We start from the raw sequence: 23,753 nt of genomic DNA, 5'->3' as shown, positions 1-23,753 counted from the left end.
CATGCGCCGAAGTATCGTCGCGATCGCTTGTGCCGCACTGCTTTCCGTCACCGCCTTCCCGGCGGCGGCGGCCGGGAAGACCGATCCACGCCAAACCGCGATGGACGCGGCGATCGCCGCGGGCATCCCCGGCATGGTCGCCGTCTCCGACGGATTCCGTGGCGTCAGCGGCGTCGCGGACATCGACCGGCCGGGTAAGCCCGACGCGTCGGGCCGGTGGCGGATCGCGAGTGTGTCGAAGGTGTTCGTCGCGACCCTGGTCCTGCAGCTCGTGGCCGAGAAGCGCGTCGGGCTGGACGAGCCCGTGCGGCGCTATCTGCCGGGGCTGCTGCCGTATCCGGAGCCGATCACCGTCCGCCAGCTGCTGCAGCACACCAGCGGCCTCCCGCGCGACCTGGCCACCGAGGACACCTGGGCGTCCGGTCCGGAGGTCGACACCGAACGCTTCGCGCATTTCGACAGCGACGACCAGATCCGCCTGAGCGTGTCGAAGCAGCCGCTGCAGTTCGAACCCGGCACGAGCTGGGCGTACTCGAACACCGGCTACAACGTCCTCGGTCTGCTGGTCGAGAAGATCACCCGGAAGCCGCTGGAATGCGCGCTCGCCGAGCGCGTCACCGGGCCGCTGCACCTGCGCGACACCTCGCTCCCCCGTGACTTCCCGTTCCTGATCCGCCCGGCCGCCCGTGGTTACGAGCAGCTGTACGACGCGCCGCGTGGCCTCACCGACGTCACCACCTACAACTACTCGCGTTACTTCGGCGCGGGCGGCATGGTGTCCTCGGGCAAGGACCTCAACCGCTTTTTCGAGGCGCTGTTCGGCGGGCGTCTGCTGCCCGCGGAGCTGCTCGCGCAGATGAAGAAGACGGTCCCGGTGGGTGGCGGCATGGAGTACGGCCTCGGCCTGATGAAGCTGAACCTCAAGACGGCAGGCGCCTGCGCCGAGGACATCTCGATCTGGGGCCACGGCGGCGACCTGCCGGGCTTCGCCACCCTCAGCTTCCAGGACGACTCCGGCAAGAACATCTCCACGCTGGCCACGGTGGACATCACCGCTTCACCGGACGCCGCGCTCAAGCGTCAGCTCCCGATGATCTCCGAGTTCTGCGCGCCGGTGCTGCCCGCGCTGCCCGCGCTGGCCGCCGCCCAGCCCCCGGTGCCCAGCCTGTAGGCCGCCTACACTCACCCGTATGACAGCTACGACCAGCTCGTCAGCGGCGACGGCCACCCCGTCGCCGCTGACGGACGCGACTCGCGACGAGGCGAGCCTGCGCCGGTTCCTGCACGGGCTGCCTGGCGTCGACCAGGTCGGCGTCGAGCAGCGGGCGGCGGGACTCGGCACGCGCAGCATCAAGAAGGCCGCCAAGCTCTGGGCCATCGACACCGCCATTTCGATGGTCGACCTGACGACCCTCGAAGGCGCCGACACCCGGGGCAAGGTCCGCGCGCTCGCCGCGAAGGCCATGCGGCCGGATCCGGACCGCCCGGACACCCCGCGGGTCGCGGCCGTGTGCGTGTACCCGGACATGGCCGAGACGGCTGTCGAGGCGCTCCGCGGCACCGGCATCCACGTGGCGAGTGTCGCCACCGGTTTCCCGGCAGGCCGCACGAGCCGCGAGGTCAAGCTGGCCGACACGAAGATCGCCGTCGACGCCGGAGCCGCCGAAATCGACATGGTGATCGATCGCGGCGCCTTCCTGGAAGGCCGCTACCTGGAGGTCTTCGAGGAGATCCAGGCGATCAAGGCCGCTTGTGGCGACGCTCACCTGAAGGTCATTCTCGAAACCGGTGAGCTGGCCACCTACGACAACGTCCGCCGCGCGTCCTGGCTCGCGCTGCTGGCGGGCGGCGACTTCATCAAGACCTCCACCGGCAAGGTCTCGCCCGCCGCGACGCTGCCGGTCACGCACGTGATGCTGCAGGCCGTCCGCGACTGGTTCGTCCAGACCGGTGAACTGCGCGGCGTCAAACCCGCCGGTGGCATCCGGACCACCAAGGACGCGATCAAGTACCTGGTCGCGGTGCACGAGGTCGCCGGCGAGCAGTGGCTGACCCCGGATCTGTTCCGGTTCGGGGCGTCCAGCCTGCTCAACGACCTCCTGCTGCAGCGCCGCACCCAGGCCGACGGCCACTACAGCGGTCCCGACTACGTGACGGTGGACTGACCCATGGGCATCTTCGAGTACGCGCCCGCGCCCGAATCGCGCGACCTCGCGAACCTCAAACCGCAGTACCGGCCGTTCGTGAACGGCGAATTCGTCGACGGCTCGGGTGAGCCGCTCAAGACGATCAACCCCGCCACCGAAGAGGTGCTCGCCGAGGTCGGCACCGCGTCGGTGTCCGATGTGGACACCGCGGTGAAGGCCGCGCGCAAGGCGTACAACGGCGTCTGGGCCAAGATGCCGGGCTCCGAACGCGCCAAGTACCTGTTCCGCATCGCGCGCCTGATCCAGGAACGGTCGCGGGAGCTGGCCGTGCTGGAAAGCCTCGACAACGGCAAGCCGATCAAGGAAGCGCGCGACTCCGACGTGCCGACGGCAGCCGCGCACTTCTTCTACCACGCGGGCTGGGCCGACAAGCTCGACTACGCGGGCTACGGCCCGAACCCGAAGCCGCTCGGCGTCGCGGGCCAGGTCATCCCGTGGAACTTCCCGCTGCTGATGCTGGCGTGGAAGATCGCGCCCGCGCTGGCCACCGGCAACACCGTGGTGCTCAAGCCCGCGGAGACCACGCCGCTGACCGCGCTGGTGTTCGCGGAGATCTGCCAGCAGGCCGAACTCCCGCCCGGCGTGGTGAACATCCTGCCCGGTGCCGGGGACATCGGCGCCGCGCTCGTGGGCCACGGCGACGTGAACAAGGTCGCCTTCACCGGATCGACCGAGGTCGGCAAGGCCATCCAGCGTCAGATCGCGGGCACCGCGAAGAAGCTGACGCTGGAGCTGGGCGGCAAGGCGGCGAACGTCGTCTTCGACGACGCTCCGCTGGACCAGGCCGTCGAGGGGATCGTCAACGGGATCTTCTTCAACCAGGGCCACGTCTGCTGCGCGGGCTCGCGCCTGCTGGTGCAGGAATCGATCGCCGAGGAGCTGCTCGAGAAGCTCCGCTACCGCGTCTCGACGCTGCGGCTGGGCGACCCGCTGGACAAGAACACCGACGTCGGCGCGATCAACTCCGCCGAGCAGCTCGCGAAGATCAAGGGCCTCGTGGAGTCCGGCGACGCCGAAGGCGCGGAACGCTGGACCAGCCCGTGCCCGGTGCCGGAACGCGGTTTCTTCTTCGCTCCCACGGTGTTCTCCGACGTGCAGCAGTCGATGCGCATCGCCCGCGAGGAGATCTTCGGGCCGGTGCTTTCGGTGCTGACCTTCCGCACGCCGGACGAGGCGGTCACCAAGGCGAACAACACGCCGTACGGGCTCTCCGCCGGGATCTGGACCGAGAAGGGCTCGCGCATCCTGTGGATGGCGAACCAGCTCCGAGCCGGTGTCGTCTGGGCCAACACGTTCAACCGCTTCGATCCCGCCGCGCCGTTCGGCGGCTACCAGGAGTCGGGTTTCGGCCGCGAAGGCGGCCGCACCGGACTGGAGGCCTACCTCGATGTCTGACCGTATTTCGGTGGCGAAGACCTACAAGCTCTACATCGGCGGCAAGTTCCCGCGCTCGGAGTCGGGCCGGGTGTATCCGGTCACCGACAGCAAGGGCAAGTTCCTGGCGAACGCCTCGCACGCGTCCCGTAAGGACGTCCGCGACGCGGTTTCCGCCGCCCGCAAGGCTTTCGGTGGCTGGTCGGCGGCGACCGCGTACAACCGCGGCCAGGTGCTGTACCGGGTCGCGGAGATGCTGGAAGGCCGCCGCGAGCAGTTCGTCGCGGAGGTCGCCGCGTCCGAAGGCATCGCGGCGAAGAAGGCACAGTCCCTTGTGGACGCTTCGATCGACCGCTGGGTCTGGTACGCGGGCTGGACGGACAAGATCGCGACCGTGCTCGGTGGCGCGAACCCGGTCGCCGGTCCGTACTTCTCCTTCACCGTCCCGGAACCGACCGGGGTGGTGGGTGTGCTGGCCCCGCAGCGGTCGTCGTTGCTCGGCCTGGTGAGCGTGCTCGCGCCGGTGCTGGCGACGGGTTCGACGGCCGTGGTGGTCTCCAGCGCGGACCGGCCGCTGCCCGCGATCACGCTTTCGGAGGTCCTGGCGACTTCCGACCTGCCCGGCGGGGTCGCGAACATCCTGACCGGTCGCGCGGCGGAACTGGGCTCGTGGCTGGCTTCGCACGGAGACGTCAACGCCCTCGACCCGGCGGGCGCCGAGCCGGCCGCGCGGGCGGACCTGGCGCGCGATGCCGCAGGCACCGTGAAGCGCGTCCTGACCGTCCCGGACGTCGAACCGGACTGGACCGCCGACGCCGACATCGCACGGCTGCGGCGGTACCTGGAAGCGAAGACCGTCTGGCATCCGCTGGGCGTCTGACCACCCGATTCGGACAGTTGGACACCCTGGACTACGTAGAGGCCCTTCATGTACACGCCGAGGGCGCGGTCAAAGTGGCATAGCACTCCGGCTGGGCTGCCCGCGGACACGCCCGCCAGACCTGAAGCAGTACATGAAGGCACCCTTCCTCGCGCTAGGCGCAAGGAAGGGTGCCTTCATGTACTGCCGGAAGTAAGCCGTGCCGGCTGTCGCGGCGGGAGCTGCTCGGCGAAGAGGGCCCACCCCGGGGCGACGGCTTCACGGATTCACGGATCCAGGTCGGCGCCGGTCAAGGCCCGGCCCGGGAGCGGCTCGCTCGCCTCGGCGGCCCGCAAGCCGTCGATCATGATCCCGATGCAGCGCCGGGCCGCCATCCGCGCGACCTCCTGGCCCTTGCCCGGCATCTGCCGCAGCAACGTCGCGAACAGGATGGCGACGTCACCCGTGCCGACGTCCGTCCGGAGCCTGCCCTCCGCCTGCGCGCCCCGGACGAAGGCGTCCATCACCAGGACCAGCTCGTCACGCAGGGCCTTGATCGCCGGGTCGCTCTTCAGGATCACCAGTGCCCGGGGCGACACCATCGCGAGCTGGATGCTCAGCTGGAGTTCCATCGACTGGTGCAGGAGCCGGATCAGGGCGTCCCAGTCGGAGGACTCCTGGTCCCTCGCGGCTTTCGCGTCCCTGAGCACCCGGTCGAAGTTGTCGACGGCGACCGCCCGGATCAACGCGTCCCGGTCCGGGAAGCGCCGGTAGAGGGTGCCGACGCCGACGCCCGCCGAGCGTGCGATCTCCTCCATCGGGACCTCGGCGCCCTGGGCGGCGAAGATGGCTCTCGCGGCGGCCAGGATCTGATCCCGGTTCCGGCGCGCGTCGGCGCGCAAGCGGGTCTCGGGGTCGGCAGTCATGATCCTCGCCTCTCGAAGGTCCTTCAGGGCCGTGATTCTCGCACGTGAGGACATGCCCCTCACGTGCTCCGGGAAACCACTCCTTCGCGAGTGGACGACCTGTCTCCGCTTGAGTACCTTGGTGGCATAAGCGGAATGAAACCATCCGCATATCTTTTGGGGTTCCCTGTCCGCTACCGCCCGAGCCACCCGACACCTGGGGAAGGACGACCCGATGACCGACGTCGAGGAAACCACCGCGACCTTGCCGCTGGAACGGAAATGCCCGTTTTCGCCGCCGCCCGAATACGAGAAGCTTCGCGCGGAAAGTCCGATTTCCCGGGTCGGCCTGCCGTCCGGCCAGACGGCTTGGGCACTCACCCGGCTCGAGGACATCCGCGAAATGCTGAGCAGCCCGCATTTCAGCTCCGACCGGCAGAATCCTTCGTTCCCGATGATGGTCGCGCGGCAGATCCGCCGCGAAGACAAGCCGTTCCGCCCGTCGCTCATCGCGATGGACCCGCCTGAACACAGCCGGGCCAGGCGGGACGTGGTCGGCGAATTCACCGTCAAACGCATGAAAGCGCTCCAGCCGCGGATCCAGCAGATCGTCGACGAGCACATCGACGCCTTGCTCGCCGGTCCCCGACCCGCCGACCTCGTTCAGGCGCTTTCCCTGCCGGTCCCGTCCTTGGTGATCTGCGAACTGCTCGGTGTCCCGTATGCGGACCATGATTTCTTCCAGGCCTGCAGTTCCAAGATGCTCAGCCGGGAAGTCACCGCCGAAGAACGGATGACCGCGTTCGAGCGACTCGAGCACTATCTCGACGAACTCGTCACCAAGAAGGAAGCGGACGCGACCGAAGACGATCTTCTCGGCCGTCAAATCCTGAAGCAGCGGGAAGCGGGCGAGGAGGACCACGACGAACTCGTGGGCCTGGCGTTCCTGCTGCTCATCGCCGGGCACGAGACGACGGCGAACATGATCTCGCTCGGCACGGTGACCCTGCTGGAGAACCCGGACCAGCTGGCGAAGATCAAGGCGGACCCGGACAAGACCCTGCCCGCGATCGAAGAACTCCTGCGGATCTTCACCATCGCGGAGATCGCCACCTCACGTGTCGCCACGGCGGACGTCGAGATCGGCGGCACGCTCATCCGCGCGGGTGAGGGCGTCGTCGGCCTGAGCAACGCGGGCAACCACGACCCGGACGGGTTCGAGAACCCCGACACCTTCGACATCGAACGCGGCGCGCGGCACCATGTGGCGTTCGGGTTCGGCGTGCATCAGTGCCTTGGCCAGAATCTCGCGCGGATGGAACTCCAGATCGTGTTCGATACGCTGTTCAAGCGTATTCCGGGCATCCGGATCGCCGTTCCGGTCGACGAGCTGCCGTTCAAGCACGACTCGTCGATCTACGGCCTCCACGCCCTTCCGGTCACCTGGTAGGAGGATCCATGAAGATCATCGCGGACACCGGGAAGTGTGTGGGCGCGGGCCAGTGCGTGCTCACCGACCCCGATCTGTTCGACCAGAGCGAGGACGACGGAACGGTCATCGTGCTGAACGCCGAACCAAAAGGCGCTGAAGCCGAAGAGAACGCGCGCACCGCCGTGCACATCTGCCCTGGTCAGGCACTCTCGCTCGCGTAGGCCGTGGGATGTCCTGAATTCCCGGTCGCGGTCGACTCCCCGGCCCGGTCCGTGAAGGCCTCCTTGAGGGACCCAGCGTCCCTCAAGGAGGCCTTCACGGACTCGGTGAGCCAGAGCGACCCCCGATCACACGAGTTACGCCTCCAAGCACGCTAGTTCGCCGTCCAATCACGCGAGTTACGCCTCCAAGCACGCGAGTTACGCCTAACCGGGTTACCTCGTCCTGCGCCGCCATCACCTCGTCGCCGTGCCTGGACGCCCACTCCCCGAAGGCTTCGATGGGCGCCAGCAGCGTGGTCCCAAGGTCCGTCAGCGAGTACTCGACCTTCGCCGTCCGCCGGCTGCAGTCCCGTCTGCTGACCAGGCCGTTGAGGCCACGTGGACGTCTGGAGGATGACTCCGCCGATGTTCGGCGGCCGTCCGCCGGCGGTACCGATCTGCGGTGACAAGTCGGCGAAGTGAGCGAACTGGTCCGCGACATCGGGTGCACGCCGCTGGTCGCGGGTGGCCTCGACCGGGCCCGGCTCATGGAGGCGACATGGCGTTCATGGTGGGGCTCTGGTTCGACGGCCATGACGCTTCGGCTGGGGCGAACATGACGACCGTGGAGTACATGAAGGCCCCCTTCCTTGCGTCTGGCGCAAGGAAGGGGGCCTTCATGTACTCACAGGTGGTGAGCGGCAAGGACGGTAGGAATCGTCCCTACCACTCACGAAGCGTCAGAGCTGGTCCACCGCCGTGATCCGGATGACCGCCGAGCCCGCCTCGTCCGAAGCCGCCAGGTCGACCTCGGCGCTGATGCCCCAGTCGTGGTCGCCTGCCGGATCGTCGAAGATCTGCCGCACCCGCCAGATCTCCGTCTCCTTCTCGATGATCAGCAGCTTGGGCCCGCGCGCGTCCGGGCCGATGCCGAGGGTTTCGTGCTCGTCGAAGTAGTCCTCGATGGCGTCTTCCCACGCGTCGGCGTCCCAGCCCGACGCGGCGTCCAGTTCGCCGAGCGTCCCGTACGCCCGCCGCGAGGCCAGCTCCACCCGGCGGAACAGCTCGTTCCGCACGAGCACCCGGAACGCCCGCTCGTTCCGCGTGACCGCGGGCGGCTCGGACGGTGGCCTCGTCGACACCGGGCCTTCCTCTTCCGGATGACGCAGGGCTTCCCATTCGTCCAGGAGGCTGGAGTCGACCTGGCGCACCAGTTCGCCGAGCCATTCGATGAGGTCTTGCAACCCCTCGGTCTTCGCCTCGTCGGGAACCGTGTGCCGCAGCGAGTCGTAGGTGTCGGTGAGGTACCGCAGCACCAGCCCTTCCGACCGGGCGAGCTGGTAGAAACCGATGTACTCCACGAAGTTCATCGCGCGCTCGTACATGTCGCGCACGACGGACTTCGGCTTGAGCTCGTAGTCCTCGACCCACGGATGCCCTTGCCGGTAGCGGGAATACGCCGCTTCCAGCAGTTCTTCGAGCGGTTTCGGATACGTGACGTTCTCGAGCAGCTCCATCCGCTCGTCGTACTCGATGCCCTCGGCCTTCATCGCCTGAACGGCTTCACCCCGCGCCTTGAACTGCTGCTGCGACAGCACCGGACGCGGATTGTCCACAGTGGATTCCACAATGGACACCACGTCGAGCGGATAGGACGGCGACTCGACGTCGAGGAGTTCGATCGCGGCCAGCGCGAACGGCGAAAGCGGCTGGTTCAGCGCGAAGTCGAACTGCAGGTCCACGGTGAGCCGCACGATGCGGCCCTGCTCGTCGGGTTCGCCGAGCCGTTCCACGACCCCCGCCGCGAGCAGCGCGCGGTAGATCGCGATCGCGCGCAGGATCAGTTTCCGCTGGGCGGGACGGTCGGAATGGTTGTCCTCCAGCAGATGCCGCATCGAGTCGAACGCGTTGCCCGGCCGCGAGACGACGTTCAGCAGCATCGAGTGGCTCACTTGGAAGCTCGACGTCAGCGGTTCCGGCTCGGCCGCGATCAGCCGGTCGAAGGTGCTCTCCGTCCAGTTGACGAACCCTTCGGGTGCCTTCTTGCGGACGATCTTCTTTTTCTTCTTCGGATCGTCGCCCGCCTTCTCCAGCGCCTTGGCGTTTTCGACGACGTGGTCCGGTGCCTGCACGACGACGTAGCCGTCGGTGTCGTACCCGGCGCGGCCGGCGCGACCGGCGATCTGGTGGAACTCGCGCGCCTTGAGATGCCGCTGCCGTACGCCGTCGTACTTCGTCAGCGCCGAGAAGACCACCGTGCGAATAGGTACGTTGATGCCGACGCCGAGGGTGTCGGTCCCGCAGATCACCTTCAGCAACCCGGCCTGCGCGAGCTGCTCGACCAGACGCCGGTACTTCGGCAACATGCCGGCGTGGTGCACGCCGATCCCGTGCCGGACCAGCCGCGACAGCGTCTTCCCGAACCCGGCCGAGAACCGGAAGTCGCCGAGCGTCTCGGCGATGGCCTCCTTCTCCGCCTTCGAGGTGACGTTGATGCTCATCAGCGTCTGCGCGCGTTCGATCGCCGCGGCCTGCGAGAAGTGCACGACGTACACCGGCGACTGACCGCCGTGGAGCAGCTCGGACATCGTCTCGTGCAACGGCGTCAGCGCGTAGCGGAAGGTCAGCGGCACCGGCCGCTCCACCGAGGTGACCACCGCGGTCGGACGGCCCGTCCGGCGGGTGAGGTCCTTCTCGAAGAACGAGACGTCGCCCAGCGTCGCCGACATCAGCACGAACTGCGCCTTCGGCAGTTCCAGCAGCGGCACCTGCCAGGCCCAGCCGCGATCCGGCTCCGAATAGAAGTGGAACTCGTCCGCGATCACCTGTCCGACCGGCGCGTCGGCACCGAAGCGCAGCGCCATGTTCGCCAGGATTTCCGCCGTGCAGCAGATGATCGGCGCGTCGGCGTTGACCGCCGAGTCGCCGGTCATCATGCCGACGTTCTCCGCGCCGAAGATCTCGATGAGCTGGAAGAACTTCTCCGAGACGAGCGCCTTGATCGGCGCCGTGTAGTAACTGCGGCGGCCGTGCGCGAGCGCGGTGAAGTGCGCCCCGACGGCGACCAGGCTCTTTCCCGAGCCCGTCGGTGTCGACAGGATCAGGTTCGCCCCGGAGACCACTTCGATGATGGCCTCTTCCTGCGCCGGGTACAGCTCGAGTCCGCGCTCGGCCGTCCAGGTGGAGAAGGCTTCGAACAGCGAGTCGGGGTCGGGACGCGCAGGCAGGAGGTCTGTAAGTGTCATCAGAGGACCTATCGTGCCATCCGTTGGTCGCTTCTTGGCGAGGGGTGATCGCGCCCTCAGCCGGAAACCCGTAGGCTTCGCGGTACCGCGCACCCATCGGGCAGGCAACGCCCGGTCGCGCGCACACAGGCGGTAATCCGAGAGGGCTTAGGAATGGCACAGGACATCATCCCGATCGAACTCGGCCTGCCCCAAGGTGACGTCGTCACCCTCTGGGCGCCGCGCTGGCGGGAAGACGGCGAGGAATGGGAAGCCTTCCTCGGCGACGAGGAAGACCTGTACGCCTTCCCGGACGCCGCGCATCTCGCCGCCTTCGTTCGGACCTCCGAGCAGCACGACCTGCTCGACCACCCGGCGTGGGAGGTCGTGCCCGCGCTGAACGTGCCCGAGCTGATCCCGGACGACGACCACACCTACGACCTGGTGGGTGTCCCCGAGCTGGTCGCCGAGAAGCCGGACCAGTGGACGCTCGGTGAGCTGGCCGAGATCATCGGCATCGTGCGTTCGCTCGCGGACGTGTGCGAGCTCGAAGAGGTCCACGAAGTCCTCGACGCGCACGAGAGCTTCTCGCTGCTGGATCAGGGCACGCTGCCCTTCTCCGGCCGCGACGGCGAGCGTCTCTGGGCGGACCTGTCGCAGGCGGTCTCCGAGAAGTGGGACACCGTCCTCGACGCGATCGACGGTCTGGTGACCGCGCCCGACGTCGACGAGAAGGTGCTGGAGCAGACGGCGGAGGAGCTCGCGACCTTCCTCGCGGAGTCCGCCGAAGCCGAAGCGGCCGCCGTCGACGAGGACCTCGTCGACGATGTCGATGACGAGGACGACGACGACGAGCCCGTCGGGTTCTGGGGCGAGGTCGGCATCGACCCGATCAAGATCATCACCTCCGGCGCCGAGTACTACACGCTGCGCTGCTACCTCGACGACAAGCCGATCTTCCTCGGCAGCGAAGGCGAGATCGACGTCTTCACCTCCGAGAAGGCCCTCGTCCGCGCGATCGCGGACGACAAGGAACTGGCGGACAACGACCTCTCCCACGTGTCCACTTGGGACGAGGTGACCACGAAGGCCATCGCGGGTGAGCTCGAGATCGACGTCGACGCCGAGAACACCTACGTGCTGAACGGGATCGCCGACGACATCGCCGAAGGCCCCGAGGCGATCGACCCGACCCAGCTGGAGCTGGCCGTCGAGCTGATCACCGACGCCGCCGAATGGGCCGAGGACGACAGCGTCGAGACCGCGCTGGCCGGCAACGAAAGCCTTGGCTGGCTGGTGTCGTTCGTGCTGCGGCCGGACCCGTCGCGCCTGGAGCCGAGCGCTCCGTTCGACGCCGAGCAGTCCGAGTGGCGCAAGCTCGTCGAGACCTTCGAGAACCGCCTCACGGTAGTCTGATCCACCCGCGAAAGGGCCCCTCAGGTTCGTCCTGAGGGGTCCTTTTCGTGCCTGACGGGCACCACCGCCACGGCGAGCATCGGGAAGACCGCGGCCACGCAGAACGCCAAGGCGTACCGCGCATCACCGATCACGAGGCCCAGCAGCGGCGGCGTGAGTGCCGCGGCGATGTTCTGGCCGGTGTTCTGCGTGCCCATCGCCCGTCCCGCCCACGCGAGCCCGGCCATCTCCGCCGAGGCGGTGAACCCGAGCCCGTTGTCCGACACGGTGATCACCGCGGCCAGCACGAGCGCGAGCAGCACCAGCCACGGCCACGTCGCGTCCCCGAGCGCGACCAGCAGCATCACCGCGGCGCTCGCGACCGCCAGCTGCCGCATCGGCCGCAGCCTGCTGCCGGCGCGGTCGGACCAGTAACCCGACACGATCCTGCCCAACGCGCCGAGGATCTGGACGGCGCCGACGAACCAGCCCGCGGACGCCGCCGTCCAGCCGTGCATGGTCACCAGGTACACGGGTGTGAAGGCGGAGACCGTGAACTGCGGGACCACCAGCAGCGCGCTCGCGCCGTGGACCCGCCACAACGCCGGCTTCCGGTACGGCGACGGCGGCTTCTCCCGCTTGCCCGCTTCGGCCTCGGGACGCGGCGGATCGACCAGCAGCCGGGCGACGAGCAGCGCGACGGCGATCGCGGTCGACGCGGGCAGGATGAGCGAAACCTGGAAACCCCAGCGATCCGCGAGCGGCGGGAGACCGAAGGCGGCGACGCCCACCCCGAGCGGCTGGGCCATCTGGCGGATACCCATCGCGAAGCCCCGCTCGGCCGGGCCGAACCAGCCGAGGACGGCCCGGCCGCTCGCGGCGTTCACTGACGCGGTGCTCGCACCGGCGAGCAGAAACACTCCGAAGAGGACCGCGAGCGAGTGGTCGCCGACGGCCGCGTACACGAGGAGTAACCCCGAACCGCCGAGCCCGAGGGCCATTACCAAACGCTCTCCGTAACGGTCCGCGGCCGCGCCCCACAGGATCAAGGTGAACAACAGGCCAAGACTCGGCGCCGCGACCACGGTTCCCGCTTCGGCGAGCGACAACCCCTCCGCACGCTGCATGGATGGCACCAGGAACGGGAGACCGTAGAGGAACGAACAGCTTGCGGTCTGCGCGGCGAGGCCGAGCGCGAGGACGAGCCAGCGTCTTTTTCCTCCGACCCCCACGTCCCCGACCTGCGTCATGATGACCACCGTTCCACTAATTGAGAAAGTTTTCCTATATAGTGAACGATAGTTGTCTATGCTAACGAACGCAAGGCGGCATAGCCCGGCTCGATGACCGTGGTGATGATGTCGAGCCGCTGATCGAAATCGAGGAACGCGGATTTCATCGCATTGATGGTGAACCACTCGAGATCGGCGAGCCCGAAGCCGAACGCCTCGGCCAGCGCCGCGAATTCGCTGGTCATCGAGCAGCCGCTCATCAGCCGGTTGTCGGTGTTGACGGTGACGCGGAACCGCAGCCGGGTGAGCAGGCCGATCGGATGCTCGCCGATCGAGCGTGCCGCTCCGGTCTGGACATTGGACGTGGGGCAGATCTCCAGCGGGATCCGGCGGTCGCGGACGTAGGCGGCCAACCGTCCCAAATGGACCGTGCCGTCGCTGTCGGTCTTGATGTCCTCGACGATGCGCACCCCGTGGCCGAGCCGCTCGGCACCGCAATGCTGAATCGCCTCCCGAATGGACGGCAGCCCGAACGCCTCCCCGGCGTGAATGGTGAAATGCGCATTGTTCGTCCGCAGGAACTCGAATGCGTCGAGATATCCGGTAGGCGGAAATCCGTCTTCCGGTCCGGCGATGTCGAACCCGACCACGCCGGCGTCGCGGTAGCGGACGGCGAGACCGGCGATCTCCAGCGCCCTGGCGTGCTGGCGCATCGCGCAGAGCAACGTCCCGACACGGATCCGGCCGCCGCCGTCCGCCACTCTCCGTTCACCTTCGGCGAATCCGGCCTGAATGGCCTCGACCACCGCATCGAGTGACAGTCCGCGTTCGACGAAGAGTTCGGGGGCATAGCGCACCTCGGCGTAGACGACGCCGTCCGCCGCGAGGTCTTCCACCGCTTCGGTAGCTACTCTGACCAGCGCTTCCTCGGTCTGCATGACACCGCAGGTATGCGCGAACGTCTCGAGGTACGAGACGAGGGAGCCGGAATCGGCGGCGTCGCGGAACCACCGGCCGAGTTCGACGGGATCACTGGTCGGCAAGGACCGGTAGCCGGTCCGTTCGGCGAGTTCGGCGACCGTGGCGGGACGCAGTCCGCCGTCCAGGTGGTCATGGAGGAGAACCTTCGGAGCGCGGGCCAGTACCGCCTCCGGGAGGCCGTGCCTGCTGCTTTCAGAGGACATACGTAACGGTAACCAGCCGGTCATTCCCCTACATGGTGGTAACTCGTACGCTCTGGTTAACCCTCGGCTTTGTCGATCACGGGCTGAATCGGCCATCAGGGGCAGAGCTCGACATTGTCCGATACCCGGGGGCCATACGCAGCGCAATTTCGCAATGGATAAGCTTCACGTCACGTCCCTCCCATTTCCCCGCCCACGAAGGACACCGCAGTGACCACTGACAACCACATTGCCGCCCCGTCCTTCGACCGGATGCGCAACATGCTGGTGCGCGCGGCCGAAGTGCGTGAGAGCGAACAGCAGCAGATCTTCGACGCGCTCGACGACATCTACGCACGTCTGGCCCCGGTCGACTCGCTCGGCGCGGTGCGCAAGCGGCTCTCGGAGATGCCCGACCGCACCGAGACGAGCGTGCTCGCCGAACGTCTCGACGAGACCATGTCGCGGCTCGAAGCGCAGGACACCGCGATCGCCGCGCTGACCCGCGCCGTGGAAAGCATCGTCGACAAGCTCGCCAAGCCGTTCGCCCAGCTCGACGGCCGCCTCGACGGCATGGCCGCGCGCCTGGAAGGCGTCGGGGGCCGGATGGACGGGCTCGAGGACAAGCTCCAGAACATCCACCGCCGTCTCGACGAACTCGGCGCGCACCTCGACAAGCAGGACGTGAAGACCGACGCGCTCCCGCAGTCGGTGATCGGCCCGGTGCGCGAGCGCGTCGAGCAGGCCGAGTCGGCCCTGCGCGACCGCGTCGACACCGTCGACCGCGAACTGCGCACCCGCGTCGAGAACCTCGACAAGGCGACCAAGGAAAGCCTCATCGCGAACACCGAGGCGGTCAAGACCGCGCTGACCGAGACCGGCGAGATGATCGACGCTTCGGACCGCCTCGACGGCCTCGGCGACCGCCTCGAAAAGGTCACCTCGCGCCTCGACGACCTGGCCGAGCGCCTCGACAAGGTCGAAGACGGCTTCACCGGCCGCCTCGGCGACCTCGACGGCTCGATCCGCTCCGGTCTGTCGAAGGTCGAGAGCACGCTGCAGAAGCAGCCGGACACCGACTCGGTCGACTCGCTGGTGCGCAGGAGCAACGACGAGTCCGTGCGCCGCATCGGCGGCCAGCTGGACGAGGCGATGGCGACCTTCGCGGAGCTGATGCTCGGCGGTGGCCCGGCCGTGCAGCAGATCTCCCCGCCGCCGCCCGCCCCGCGTCAGCCGCGGCGCAGCTCGCGCAACGGCCGGGCGCCCAAGGCGGCCGACGGCAAGACCAAGGCCGACGGTACCGACGAGACCACCGACTGATCCGCTCGTAGCGCGCCGAAGCACGTCAGAAGTACATGAAGGCCCCCTTCCTTGCGCTAGGCGCAAGGAAGGGGGCCTTCATGTACTTCTGGGCCTACCACGCGGATCGCGATCAGGGCCGCACGGTCTCCAGGACGAGCGAAGCGGAGGCCGGGGCATCCGAGGAGACGGCGTAGGCGTCCGTGAGCGCAGCGAGAGCCGAAGGAACAGCCTCCGGCGTATCGGTGTGCAGCTCCAGCAGCGGCTGCCCGGCGGAAACCTTGTCGCCCGGCTTCGCCAGGCACAACACGCCGGCCGCGGCCTGCACCGGATCCTCCTTGCGCGCCCGCCCGGCCCCGAGCCGCCAAGCGGCGACCCCGACCGAATAGGCGTCCAGCGAAGACAACACACCGTCCGCAGGCGCCTCGACGACATGGACGTGCTCGGGCCGCGGCAAAGCAGCGTCCGGATCCCCGCCCTGCGCGGCGATCATCCGGCACCATGTCTCGTAGGCCTTCCCCGACGCGAGCACCGCGGCCGGGTCCACCTCGGACAATCCCGCCAGCGCCAGCATCTCCCTCGCCAACGACACGGTCAGCTCGACGACGTCGGCCGGGCCACCGCCGCGCAGCACCTCGACCGACTCCGCGACCTCGATCGCGTTCCCGACGGCATGTCCCAGCGGCACGTTCATGTCCGTGATCAGCGCCGTCGTCGCGACGCCGTGCGCGGTCCCGATCTCCACCAGGGTCCGCGCGAGTTCGCGGGCCTGCGGAAGCGTCTTCATGAACGCGCCCGAACCGGTCTTCACATCGAGGACGAGCCCAGCCGAACCTTCCGCGATCTTCTTGCTCATGATCGAGCTCGCGATCAGCGGGATCGACTCCACCGTCGAAGTCACGTCCCGCAGCGCGTACAGCTTCTTGTCCGCGGGAGCCAGCCCGGACGTGGCCGCGCAGACCACCGCGCCGACCTCGTCGAGCTGCCGGATGATCTCCGATGTCGACAAGGCGGCACGCCAGCCGGGGATCGACTCCAGCTTGTCGAGTGTCCCGCCCGTGTGCCCGAGCCCGCGCCCGGACAACTGCGGCACGGCCGCCCCGCAGGCCGCGACGAGCGGCGCCAGCGGGAGGGTGATCTTGTCACCGACCCCGCCCGTCGAATGCTTGTCGATGGTCGGGCGGCCGACCTTCAGGTCGAGCCGCTCCCCCGACGAGATCATCGCGCCGGTCCAGCGCGCGATCTCACCGGAGTCCATCCCCCGCAGGAAGACGGCCATCGCGAGCGCGGCCATCTGCTCCTCGGCGAGGTCGCCGCGTGTGTACGCGTCGATCGTCCAGTCGATCTGCTCGTCGGTGAGCCGTTCGCCGTCCCGCTTCGCGCGGATGACGTCGACGGCGGCGAACGCGGTCATGGCAGGTCGTCCGGCCCGAACGCGTCCGGCAGCACCGAAGACATCGGCAGGATGCCGCTCGGGGTGTCCACCAGGCAGTCGGGACCACCGTGCTCGAACAGGATCTGACGGCAGCGCCCGCACGGCATCAGCAGATCGCCTTCACCACTGCGGCAGGCGACGGCGACGAGCTTGCCGCCGCCGGTCAGCCGCAGCTGCCCCGCCATCGTGCATTCCGCGCACATTCCCAAGCCGTACGAAGCGTTTTCGACGTTGCAGCCGACGACGATCCGGCCGTCGTCCACCACACCGGCGACACCGACGTGCAGGCCCGAGTACGGCGCGTACGCCGACTTCGCCGCCTCGACGGCCTGAGCCCGCAGGGCATCCCAGTCGTACTCCGCCATGTCAGTCCTCACCTCGCCGGTACAGCGCGCCATCCGCCTTGGGCGGCCGCAGCCGCTGCGAAGCCACCGCCAGCACGATCAGCGTCACGAAGTGCGCGGTGTACGGGATCAAGTCGCTGGGCAGGTCTTCGTTCGTCCAGTAGATCGCGTACAGCAGACCGGCGCCCACGACCCCGAGCGCGGAAGCGATCCACTGACGGCGGAACAACTGCACCGCCACGAGCACGGCCAGCAGGATCACCGCGCCGTACAGCAGCGCGAGCACCGCGGTGCCGCCACCGGCGAGCTGGAGGCCGTCCGCGTAACCGAACAGCGCCGCGCCACCGAGCAGGCCGCCAGGGCGCCAGTTGCCGAAGATCATCGCCGCGAGGCCGATGTATCCGCGGTTGTTGGTCTGGTTCTCCAGGTAGTCCGCCCCGCCCGCGAGCAACACGAGCGACGCGCCGCCCATTCCGGCGAGCCCGCCGGAGATGATCATGGCGACGTACTTGTGCAGGTAGACGTTCACGCCGAGGGATTCGGCCGCCACCGGGTTCTCGCCGCAGGACCGCAGCCGCAGGCCGAACCGCGTCCGCCACAGCACGAGATAGCTGATCGGCACCAGCGCGATCGCGATCATCGTCAGGGGCGCGACCTCGGTGACCAGGCCGTTGAGAATGCCGGCGAGGTCGGAGACGAAGACGCGCTGCATCTTCTCCAGATCCGAAAGCCAGTCCGAGAGGAACGTCGCCGAATAGGTGTCGAACTTCGGGACCGGCGGCGACTGGCGCGGGTTCCCCGAAAGCGGGGTGAACACCAGGTTCGCCAGGTACTTCGCCACCCCGAGGCCGAGGAGGTTGATCGCCACACCGGAGACGATGTGGTTGACGTTGAAGGTCACCGTCGCGACGGCGTGCAGCAGCCCGCCGAGCGCGCCGAACACGACCGCCGAGATCAGCCCGGCCCAGACCCCGCCGTGGTACGCGCCCCAGGCGGCACCCCAGGTGCCGAGGATCATCATGCCTTCGAGGCCGATGTTGATCACGCCGGCGCGTTCGGCCCAGAGGCCGCCGAGCGCGCAGAGCAGGATCGGCAGCGCCAGCCTCAGCGCGGTGTGCGCGGTGTTGGTCGAGGTCAGCGTGTTGACGCCGGTGGCGTACGACGCGATCGCGAGCACGCCGACCGCCAGCAGCCCCCAGATGGCGCCCTTGAGCCAGCCGGGGAGGCGCCGCTTCGTCGGCTTCACCGGCATGGTGGCGCCGCCCGTGTCGGGCGACAGAACGTTCGTGGTCATGCCGCCTCCGCGGTGAAAAGTACGTCGGCGGTGGTGGTCACACCGCACCTCCCTCGGAAACGCTGGAACCCTTGCCCGCCAGCGCGCGACCGACGCGACGCTGTTCGGCGGCCAGGTCCGCGCGGCGCACGATCTCGTACGCGATGACGACCGACAGCACGATCACGCCCTGCATGATGGTGGCGATCTCCTTGGACACGTTGATCTGCTCGAGCGACACCGCGGACCGGTCGAGGAACGCCCACAGCAGGGCGCCCAGCGCGATCCCCGCCGGGTGGTTGCGGCCGAGCAGGGCGACCGCGATACCGGTGAAGCCGTACATCTGGGTCGAGGTGATGCCGTAGCTGAAGTCGCGGCCGAGCAGTTCCGGCATCGCGACCAGGCCGGCGACGCCACCGGAAAGCAGCATCGCGATCAGCGTCATCTTCTTGGCGTTCACGCCGCCGGCGGCCGCCGCCGTCGTCGATTCGCCGGAGGCCTTGAGCTCGAACCCGAACCGGGTCCGGTTGAGCATGAACCAGTAGGCCGCGCCGATCAGCGCCGCGATGAACACGAAACCGAACAGCTCACCGGACCCGATCGGGATGCCGGAGATCCGGCCGGTCTCGGCGATCTCGCGGGTGGCGATGTTGTTGCCGGTCTGCACGCCGAACTGATCCGCGTTCACCAGGAACGCCACGATGCCGCCGACGATCGCGTTCAGCATGATCGTCGAGATCACCTCGGAAACGCCACGGGTCACCTTCAGCACGGCCGGGATGGCCGCGTACAGCATGCCGCTGGCCACCGCGACGACCAGGATCGCCAGCACGTGGATCACCGGCGGCAGCCGCAGTGCCCCGCCGATGATCGCGGTGACGATGGCGGCGAACCGGTACTGGCCCTCGACACCGATGTTGAAGAGGTTCATCTGGAAGCCGATGGCCACCGCGAGCCCGGACAGGTAGTAGACCGTCGCCAGGTTCACCGTGTCGACGGCCGTCGAGCCCTTGAAGAGCTGGCCGATCATCGTGCCGTAGGCCTGGAGCGGGTCGGCGCCCGAAATGATCAGCGCGATGGCCGTCAGGATGACGGCGAACACGATCGCGAGCAGAGGCGGCAGCAGCCGCGTACGCCAGCTGCTCACGCTGTGCCTCCCACGCCCTGAGTGCCGTAAACCGCGAACCTTTTCACGCCACACCTTCTTCGAAGTCGGAAGCACCCGTCATCGCGGAACCCAGTTCCTGCGGGGTCACGGTCGCGGGATCGGCCTCGCCGACCAGTCGTCCGCGCAGCATGACCTGAATGGTGTCGGAAAGCCCGATCAGCTCGTCGAGGTCGGCGGAGACCAGCAGCACGGCCAGCCCGGCCGCGCGGGCCCGGCGGATCTGCTCCCAGATCAGCGCCTGCGCGCCGACGTCGACACCCCGCGTCGGATGCGACGCGATGAGCAGCACCGGGTCGCCGGAAAGCTCGCGACCGACGATCAGCTTCTGCTGGTTGCCACCGGAAAGCGCGGCGGCCGCGACGTCGATGCCCGGCGTGCGGACGTCGTACTGCGCGACGATGCGGCGGGTGTCCTCACGCGCGCCGACGATGTCGAGCAACTGTCCTTTCGCGACCGGTTCGCGGGTCTGGTAGCCGAGGATCCGGTTGAGCCACAAGGGTTGCGTGAGCAGGAGGCTGTGCCGCGTGCGGTCTTCGGCGATGTAGCCGATCCCGGCCTCGCGGCGGGCGAGCGTCCCCAGCTTGTACAGCTCGACGACTTCGCCGTCGGCCTCGGTCAGTTCGATCCGGCCGCCGCCCTTGCGCATGCCCATGATCGTCTCGACGAGTTCGGTCTGCCCGTTGCCCTCGACACCGGCGATCCCGAGCACCTCGCCCGCGTGCACGGTGAAGGAGATGTGGTCGAGCACGTTGCGCTCGGAACCCTCGACGCGCAAGCAGACGTCGTCCAGCCGGAGGACGGGCCGATCGGTCACCGTGGACTCGCGGGTCTCGGGGCTGGGCAACTCCGAGCCGACCATCATCTCGGCCAGCTCACGTGAGGTGATCGTCTTCGGATCGGCCGTGCCGACGGTGGTGCCGCGGCGGATCACGGTGACCGTGTCGGCGATCGCGCGCACCTCGTCGAGCTTGTGCGAGATGAAGAGGAAGGTGAAACCGTCCTTCTTCATCGCGCGGACGGTCTCGAACAGCGCCTCGACCTCCTGCGGCACGAGCACCGCGGTGGGCTCGTCGAGGATGATGATCCGAGCGCCGCGGTAGAGCACCTTCACGATCTCCACGCGCTGGCGGTCGGCGACGCCGAGTTCTTCGAGCAGCGCGTCCGGCCGGGCGCGCAGGCCGACCCGTCCGGCCAGCTCCGCCAGCTTCGCCCTGGCCGCGCGGCCGATGCCGTGCAGTTTCTCCGCGCCGAGGAAGACGTTCTCCCCCACGGTCAGGTTGTCGGCCAGCATGAAGTGCTGGTGGACCATCCCGATCCCGGCCTTGATGGCGTCCTGCGGGTTGCGCAGTTTCACCGGTTCGCCGTTGATCGCGATGTCGCCCTCGTCCGGCTGCTGCATGCCGTACAGGATCTTCATCAGGGTCGATTTGCCCGCGCCGTTCTCACCGCAGACAGCGTGCACCTCGCCCTTGGCGACGGTGAGGTTGACGTCGGAGTTGGCGACGACACCGGGGAACCGCTTCGTGATCCCGGTCAGCTGCACGGCCGGCTGGGAAGCGCTCATGAAAAGCCATCCAGTTCTGGGAGTCAAACAGGTGAGGGCTCGGAAGGGTGGTCAACCCTCCCGAGCCCCACGGTCACGATCGGCCCTCAGCGGGAAAACATACTTCGGGCCCCCTGGTGAAGCTTACTTCTGCGGCTTGTCCGAGACGGTGATCGCCCCGGAGACGATCTGCGCCTTGTAGCCGTCGAGGACGTCCTTGATGTCGTCGACCTTGCCACCGGAGGTGGCGTAGCCGATGCCGTCGACCTTGAGGTCGAACCGCTTCGGCAGCGACGACAGGTCACCCTTCGCCAGCGCGCGCAGGTAGTCGAACACCGCCACGTCGACGCGCTTGAGCATCGAGGTGACGATGACGTCCTTCGACGCCTCGACCGTCTTCTGGTTGTACTGGTCGGAGTCGACGCCGATGGCCATGGCGTTGTTGGACTTCGCGGCCTCGAAAACGCCCTTACCGGAGGCGCCGGCGGCGTGGTAGATCACGTCCGCGCCCTTGGCGATCTGCGCGGCGGCCTTCACGTTGCCCTTCGCTGGGTCCTGGAACCCGGAGAAGTCACCGGCCGGGGTGAGGTATTCGTCCTCGATCTTGGCCTTGTTCGAAGCGGCCTTCACGCCCTGGAGGAAGCCGGCCTCGAACTTCTGGATCAGCGGCGTGTTCACGCCACCGACGAAGCCGACGTGGCACTTCTTCGACTTGTAGGCGGCGGCGACACCGGCCAGGAACGAGCCCTGCTCCTCGGCGAAGACCAGCGGGGTGACGTTCGGCGCCTTGACGGAGTCGTCGTCGACGATCGCGAACTGGGTGTTCGGGTACTTCGGCGCGATGGCGCCGACGGCCTTGGCGTAGGCGAAGCCGACCGCGATGACCGGGCTGAAGCCCTGCGAGGCGAGCTGGTCGAGACGCTGCGACTTCGCGGCCTCGTCCTCGGTCGCGGCGGCGGTGCTTTCGGTGACCGACGTGACACCGAGGTCGGCCTTCGCCTTGTCGGTACCGGCGGCGGCGGAGTCGTTGAACGACGCGTCGCCACGGCCGCCCACGTCGAAGGCCAGCGCGACCTTGAGCTTGCTGCCGTCGACCTTCTCACCGGCCTGGCTGGTGCTGGTCGAGGCGGCCGCCGCGGCGGGCGGCTTCGGCGCCGTCACGCAACCGGCGGACTGGTCCCCGGTGCTCGCGTTGTTGTTGTTCCCCGCACCTGAATCCTTCGCGCACCCGGCCAGTACCAGAGCACCGGCCATGGCGGCGGCGGCCAGCGCGGTTCCACGCATGCGACGCAACGTGTGTCTCCCTCCCCGCTGATCCAGCGGATGGTCCGAAGAAACGACCCGGCGACAGTGCCGGGTTCGACCGAGAGACGGTACCTAACGGCCGCTTAGCCGCCATAGGAAAGGCACGCTACGTAACACAAACGTTTACTCATGAATCGTACGCGCGACGAACGCGGTACGCACGGTGATCGCGGCGGAGTAAAACGCAGGCCGTACCCGGCCCCTGGCCGCGGGACGGACCCAAGATCGTCACACACCGTTCAGGACATCCCCGCCTCCCCCGTCCCGTCCACAGTGGACGAACCGGTGAGTTACCGGCCCCGCGTCACCCGATCGTGGAAGGGTCCCGATGTCTGGTCCATCACACAGACGAACCCGGAGGTGAGCCCACCGTGAGGTGCGGGTCTAGCATCGTTTTCATCCACGCTCGATGACCATGATCTCGGCACCGTCGCCGGAGCCGTCCCCAGGTGGACGTCCCGGCGGCAGGCGCGGAAACCAGCGGTCAGCGGGCCCAAGCCATGACGTTGGAGGCCGTTCACCGATGTCCACCACGGCTAGCGCTGCCCCCGAGGCGGCCGCGAGCGATCGGGCGGGTGCCTCACGCCGGCAAGGGACCTTCTACCGGGGCGACCCCGGTATGTGGTCCTGGGTGCTGCACCGCATCACCGGCGTGCTGACATTCTTCTTCCTCTTCGTGCACGTGCTCGACACCGCGCTCGTGCGCGTGTCACCCGACACGTACAACGAGGTCATCGAGACCTACAAGACCCCACTGGTCAACCTGCTCGAGGTCGGCCTCGTCGGCGCGGTGCTGTTCCACGCGCTCAACGGCATCCGGGTCATGCTGGTCGACTTCTGGGAAAAGGGACCGAAGTTCCAGAAGCCGATGCTCTGGACCATCCTGGCCATCTGGGTCGTGGTGATGATTCCCGGTGCCTTCTTCATGATGAAGCGCACCGTCGAAGTTATGTTCGGGGGGCACTGACCATGGCATCCGAAGTTCTCGCACTCGACAAGCCGCGCTCGCCGAAGCGCCCCGCTGCCCGCCGCAGCAACTTCGAGCTCTACAGCTGGCTGTTCATGCGCATCTCGGGCCTCGCCCTGATCGTGCTGGTGCTCGGCCACCTGTTCATCATGAACATCCTCGACGGCGGCGTGCACCGCATCAACTGGGGCTTCGTCGCCGGTCGCTGGGCTTCGCCGTTCTGGCAGTTCTGGGACCTGTCGATGCTGTGGCTCGCCGAGATCCACGGCGGCAACGGGCTGCGCACCATCATCGACGACTACGCCCGCAAGGACAGCACCCGGTTCTGGCTGAAGATCGTGCTCTACGTCTCGATGGTGCTGATCCTCGCCGTCGGCACGATGGTGATCTTCACCTTCGATCCCGGCATCTCGGCCAACTGACGCCCC

21 protein-coding genes are annotated in these 23,753 nt (G+C 68.0%); 10 read left to right on the top strand and 11 right to left on the bottom strand.

The annotated features are described in order from the left end of the window. The first annotated feature begins 1 nt into the window (after position 1). Genes P3102_RS04140 through P3102_RS04125 form a run of 4 tightly spaced genes read left to right on the top strand, consistent with a single transcriptional unit; the run spans position 2 to position 4,461 of the window. Entirely contained in the window at positions 2-1,171 is a 1,170-nt protein-coding gene (locus P3102_RS04140; RefSeq protein WP_276366655.1) for a serine hydrolase domain-containing protein, read from the top strand. Between the two features lie 19 nt (positions 1,172-1,190). Continuing rightward, positions 1,191-2,165, top strand: a complete 975-nt coding sequence (gene deoC, locus P3102_RS04135; RefSeq protein ID WP_276366653.1) for a deoxyribose-phosphate aldolase — start codon at positions 1,191-1,193, stop codon at positions 2,163-2,165. Positions 2,166-2,168: 3 nt separating this feature from the next. Further along, a complete protein-coding gene (locus P3102_RS04130; RefSeq protein WP_276366651.1) occupies positions 2,169-3,602 on the top strand; it encodes an aldehyde dehydrogenase family protein in 1,434 nt (477 codons plus the stop codon). Beyond that, positions 3,595-4,461 carry an aldehyde dehydrogenase family protein gene (locus P3102_RS04125; protein WP_276366650.1) on the top strand — a complete coding sequence of 289 codons (867 nt, stop codon included), beginning with the start codon at positions 3,595-3,597 and terminating at the stop codon, positions 4,459-4,461. Before P3102_RS04130 ends, P3102_RS04125 begins: the two co-directional genes overlap by 8 nt. Positions 4,462-4,727: 266 nt before the next feature. Here the strand turns inward: P3102_RS04125 and P3102_RS04120 are convergent, their stop codons facing one another. Next, positions 4,728-5,366 (bottom strand): TetR/AcrR family transcriptional regulator, encoded by a 639-nt coding sequence (locus tag P3102_RS04120; protein WP_276366648.1) that lies wholly within the window; start codon positions 5,364-5,366, stop codon positions 4,728-4,730. A gap of 214 nt (positions 5,367-5,580) precedes the next feature. Between P3102_RS04120 and P3102_RS04115 the strand changes: the two genes are divergently transcribed. Both P3102_RS04115 and P3102_RS04110 read left to right on the top strand, forming a co-directional pair. Further along, positions 5,581-6,795 (top strand): cytochrome P450, encoded by a 1,215-nt coding sequence (locus P3102_RS04115; protein ID WP_276366647.1) that lies wholly within the window; start codon positions 5,581-5,583, stop codon positions 6,793-6,795. Between the two features lie 8 nt (positions 6,796-6,803). Further along, positions 6,804-6,998 (top strand): ferredoxin, encoded by a 195-nt coding sequence (locus tag P3102_RS04110; protein WP_276366645.1) that lies wholly within the window; start codon positions 6,804-6,806, stop codon positions 6,996-6,998. Positions 6,999-7,092: 94 nt separating this feature from the next. Here P3102_RS04110 and P3102_RS04105 read toward each other — a convergent pair whose 3' ends face one another. Beyond that, a complete protein-coding gene (locus P3102_RS04105) occupies positions 7,093-7,479 on the bottom strand; it encodes a winged helix-turn-helix transcriptional regulator (protein WP_276366644.1) in 387 nt (128 codons plus the stop codon). A 238-nt stretch (positions 7,480-7,717) separates the two neighbouring features. Further along, positions 7,718-10,222, bottom strand: coding sequence for a DEAD/DEAH box helicase (locus P3102_RS04100; RefSeq protein ID WP_276366642.1), 2,505 nt, complete (start codon positions 10,220-10,222; stop codon positions 7,718-7,720). Between the two features lie 153 nt (positions 10,223-10,375). Between P3102_RS04100 and P3102_RS04095 the strand changes: the two genes are divergently transcribed. Continuing rightward, positions 10,376-11,617 (top strand): primosomal protein, encoded by a 1,242-nt coding sequence (locus tag P3102_RS04095; protein WP_276366641.1) that lies wholly within the window; start codon positions 10,376-10,378, stop codon positions 11,615-11,617. 20 nt (positions 11,618-11,637) lie between these two features. On the opposite strand, the gene P3102_RS04090 is transcribed toward P3102_RS04095, so the two are convergent. Further along, a complete protein-coding gene (locus tag P3102_RS04090) occupies positions 11,638-12,846 on the bottom strand; it encodes an MFS transporter (RefSeq protein ID WP_276366639.1) in 1,209 nt (402 codons plus the stop codon). 56 nt (positions 12,847-12,902) lie between these two features. Further along, a complete protein-coding gene (locus P3102_RS04085) occupies positions 12,903-14,012 on the bottom strand; it encodes an adenosine deaminase (RefSeq protein ID WP_276366637.1) in 1,110 nt (369 codons plus the stop codon). Between the two features lie 210 nt (positions 14,013-14,222). Here P3102_RS04085 and P3102_RS04080 point away from each other — a divergent pair, with 210 nt between their 5' ends. Next, entirely contained in the window at positions 14,223-15,311 is a 1,089-nt protein-coding gene (locus P3102_RS04080; protein WP_276366636.1) for a PA containing protein, read from the top strand. A 112-nt stretch (positions 15,312-15,423) separates the two neighbouring features. Here P3102_RS04080 and P3102_RS04075 read toward each other — a convergent pair whose 3' ends face one another. From P3102_RS04075 to P3102_RS04050, 6 genes are all read right to left on the bottom strand, one after another. Next, the gene (locus P3102_RS04075) at positions 15,424-16,704 is read right to left on the bottom strand and encodes a thymidine phosphorylase (protein ID WP_276366634.1); all 1,281 of its coding nucleotides are present in this window, start codon (positions 16,702-16,704) and stop codon (positions 15,424-15,426) included. Then, positions 16,701-17,090, bottom strand: coding sequence for a cytidine deaminase (locus P3102_RS04070; RefSeq protein WP_276366632.1), 390 nt, complete (start codon positions 17,088-17,090; stop codon positions 16,701-16,703). The genes P3102_RS04075 and P3102_RS04070 overlap by 4 nt, the downstream gene beginning before the upstream one ends. Position 17,091: 1 nt before the next feature. Continuing rightward, entirely contained in the window at positions 17,092-18,363 is a 1,272-nt protein-coding gene (locus P3102_RS04065; RefSeq protein ID WP_276366630.1) for an ABC transporter permease, read from the bottom strand. A 37-nt stretch (positions 18,364-18,400) separates the two neighbouring features. Continuing rightward, positions 18,401-19,489, bottom strand: coding sequence for an ABC transporter permease (locus tag P3102_RS04060; RefSeq protein WP_276366628.1), 1,089 nt, complete (start codon positions 19,487-19,489; stop codon positions 18,401-18,403). A gap of 43 nt (positions 19,490-19,532) precedes the next feature. Then, positions 19,533-21,074, bottom strand: a complete 1,542-nt coding sequence (locus P3102_RS04055) for an ABC transporter ATP-binding protein (RefSeq protein WP_276366627.1) — start codon at positions 21,072-21,074, stop codon at positions 19,533-19,535. Between the two features lie 123 nt (positions 21,075-21,197). Beyond that, positions 21,198-22,337 (bottom strand): BMP family ABC transporter substrate-binding protein, encoded by a 1,140-nt coding sequence (locus P3102_RS04050; RefSeq protein ID WP_276366625.1) that lies wholly within the window; start codon positions 22,335-22,337, stop codon positions 21,198-21,200. A gap of 544 nt (positions 22,338-22,881) precedes the next feature. Here P3102_RS04050 and sdhC point away from each other — a divergent pair. Together sdhC and P3102_RS04040 are read left to right on the top strand one after the other, a co-directional pair. Then, positions 22,882-23,325 (top strand): succinate dehydrogenase, cytochrome b556 subunit, encoded by a 444-nt coding sequence (gene sdhC / locus P3102_RS04045; RefSeq protein WP_276366624.1) that lies wholly within the window; start codon positions 22,882-22,884, stop codon positions 23,323-23,325. Positions 23,326-23,327: 2 nt separating this feature from the next. Continuing rightward, positions 23,328-23,747: a succinate dehydrogenase hydrophobic membrane anchor subunit gene (locus P3102_RS04040; protein WP_037315751.1), complete on the top strand. Its 420-nt coding sequence runs from the start codon at positions 23,328-23,330 to the stop codon at positions 23,745-23,747. Positions 23,748-23,753: the final 6 nt, after the last annotated feature.

Origin of the sequence: Amycolatopsis sp. QT-25, from assembly GCF_029369745.1 — a bacterium.
Lineage (GTDB): Bacteria > Actinomycetota > Actinomycetes > Mycobacteriales > Pseudonocardiaceae > Amycolatopsis.
The sequence above is the reverse complement of the archived record's forward strand: the minus strand, read 5'-3'. Positions and strand labels throughout refer to the sequence as shown.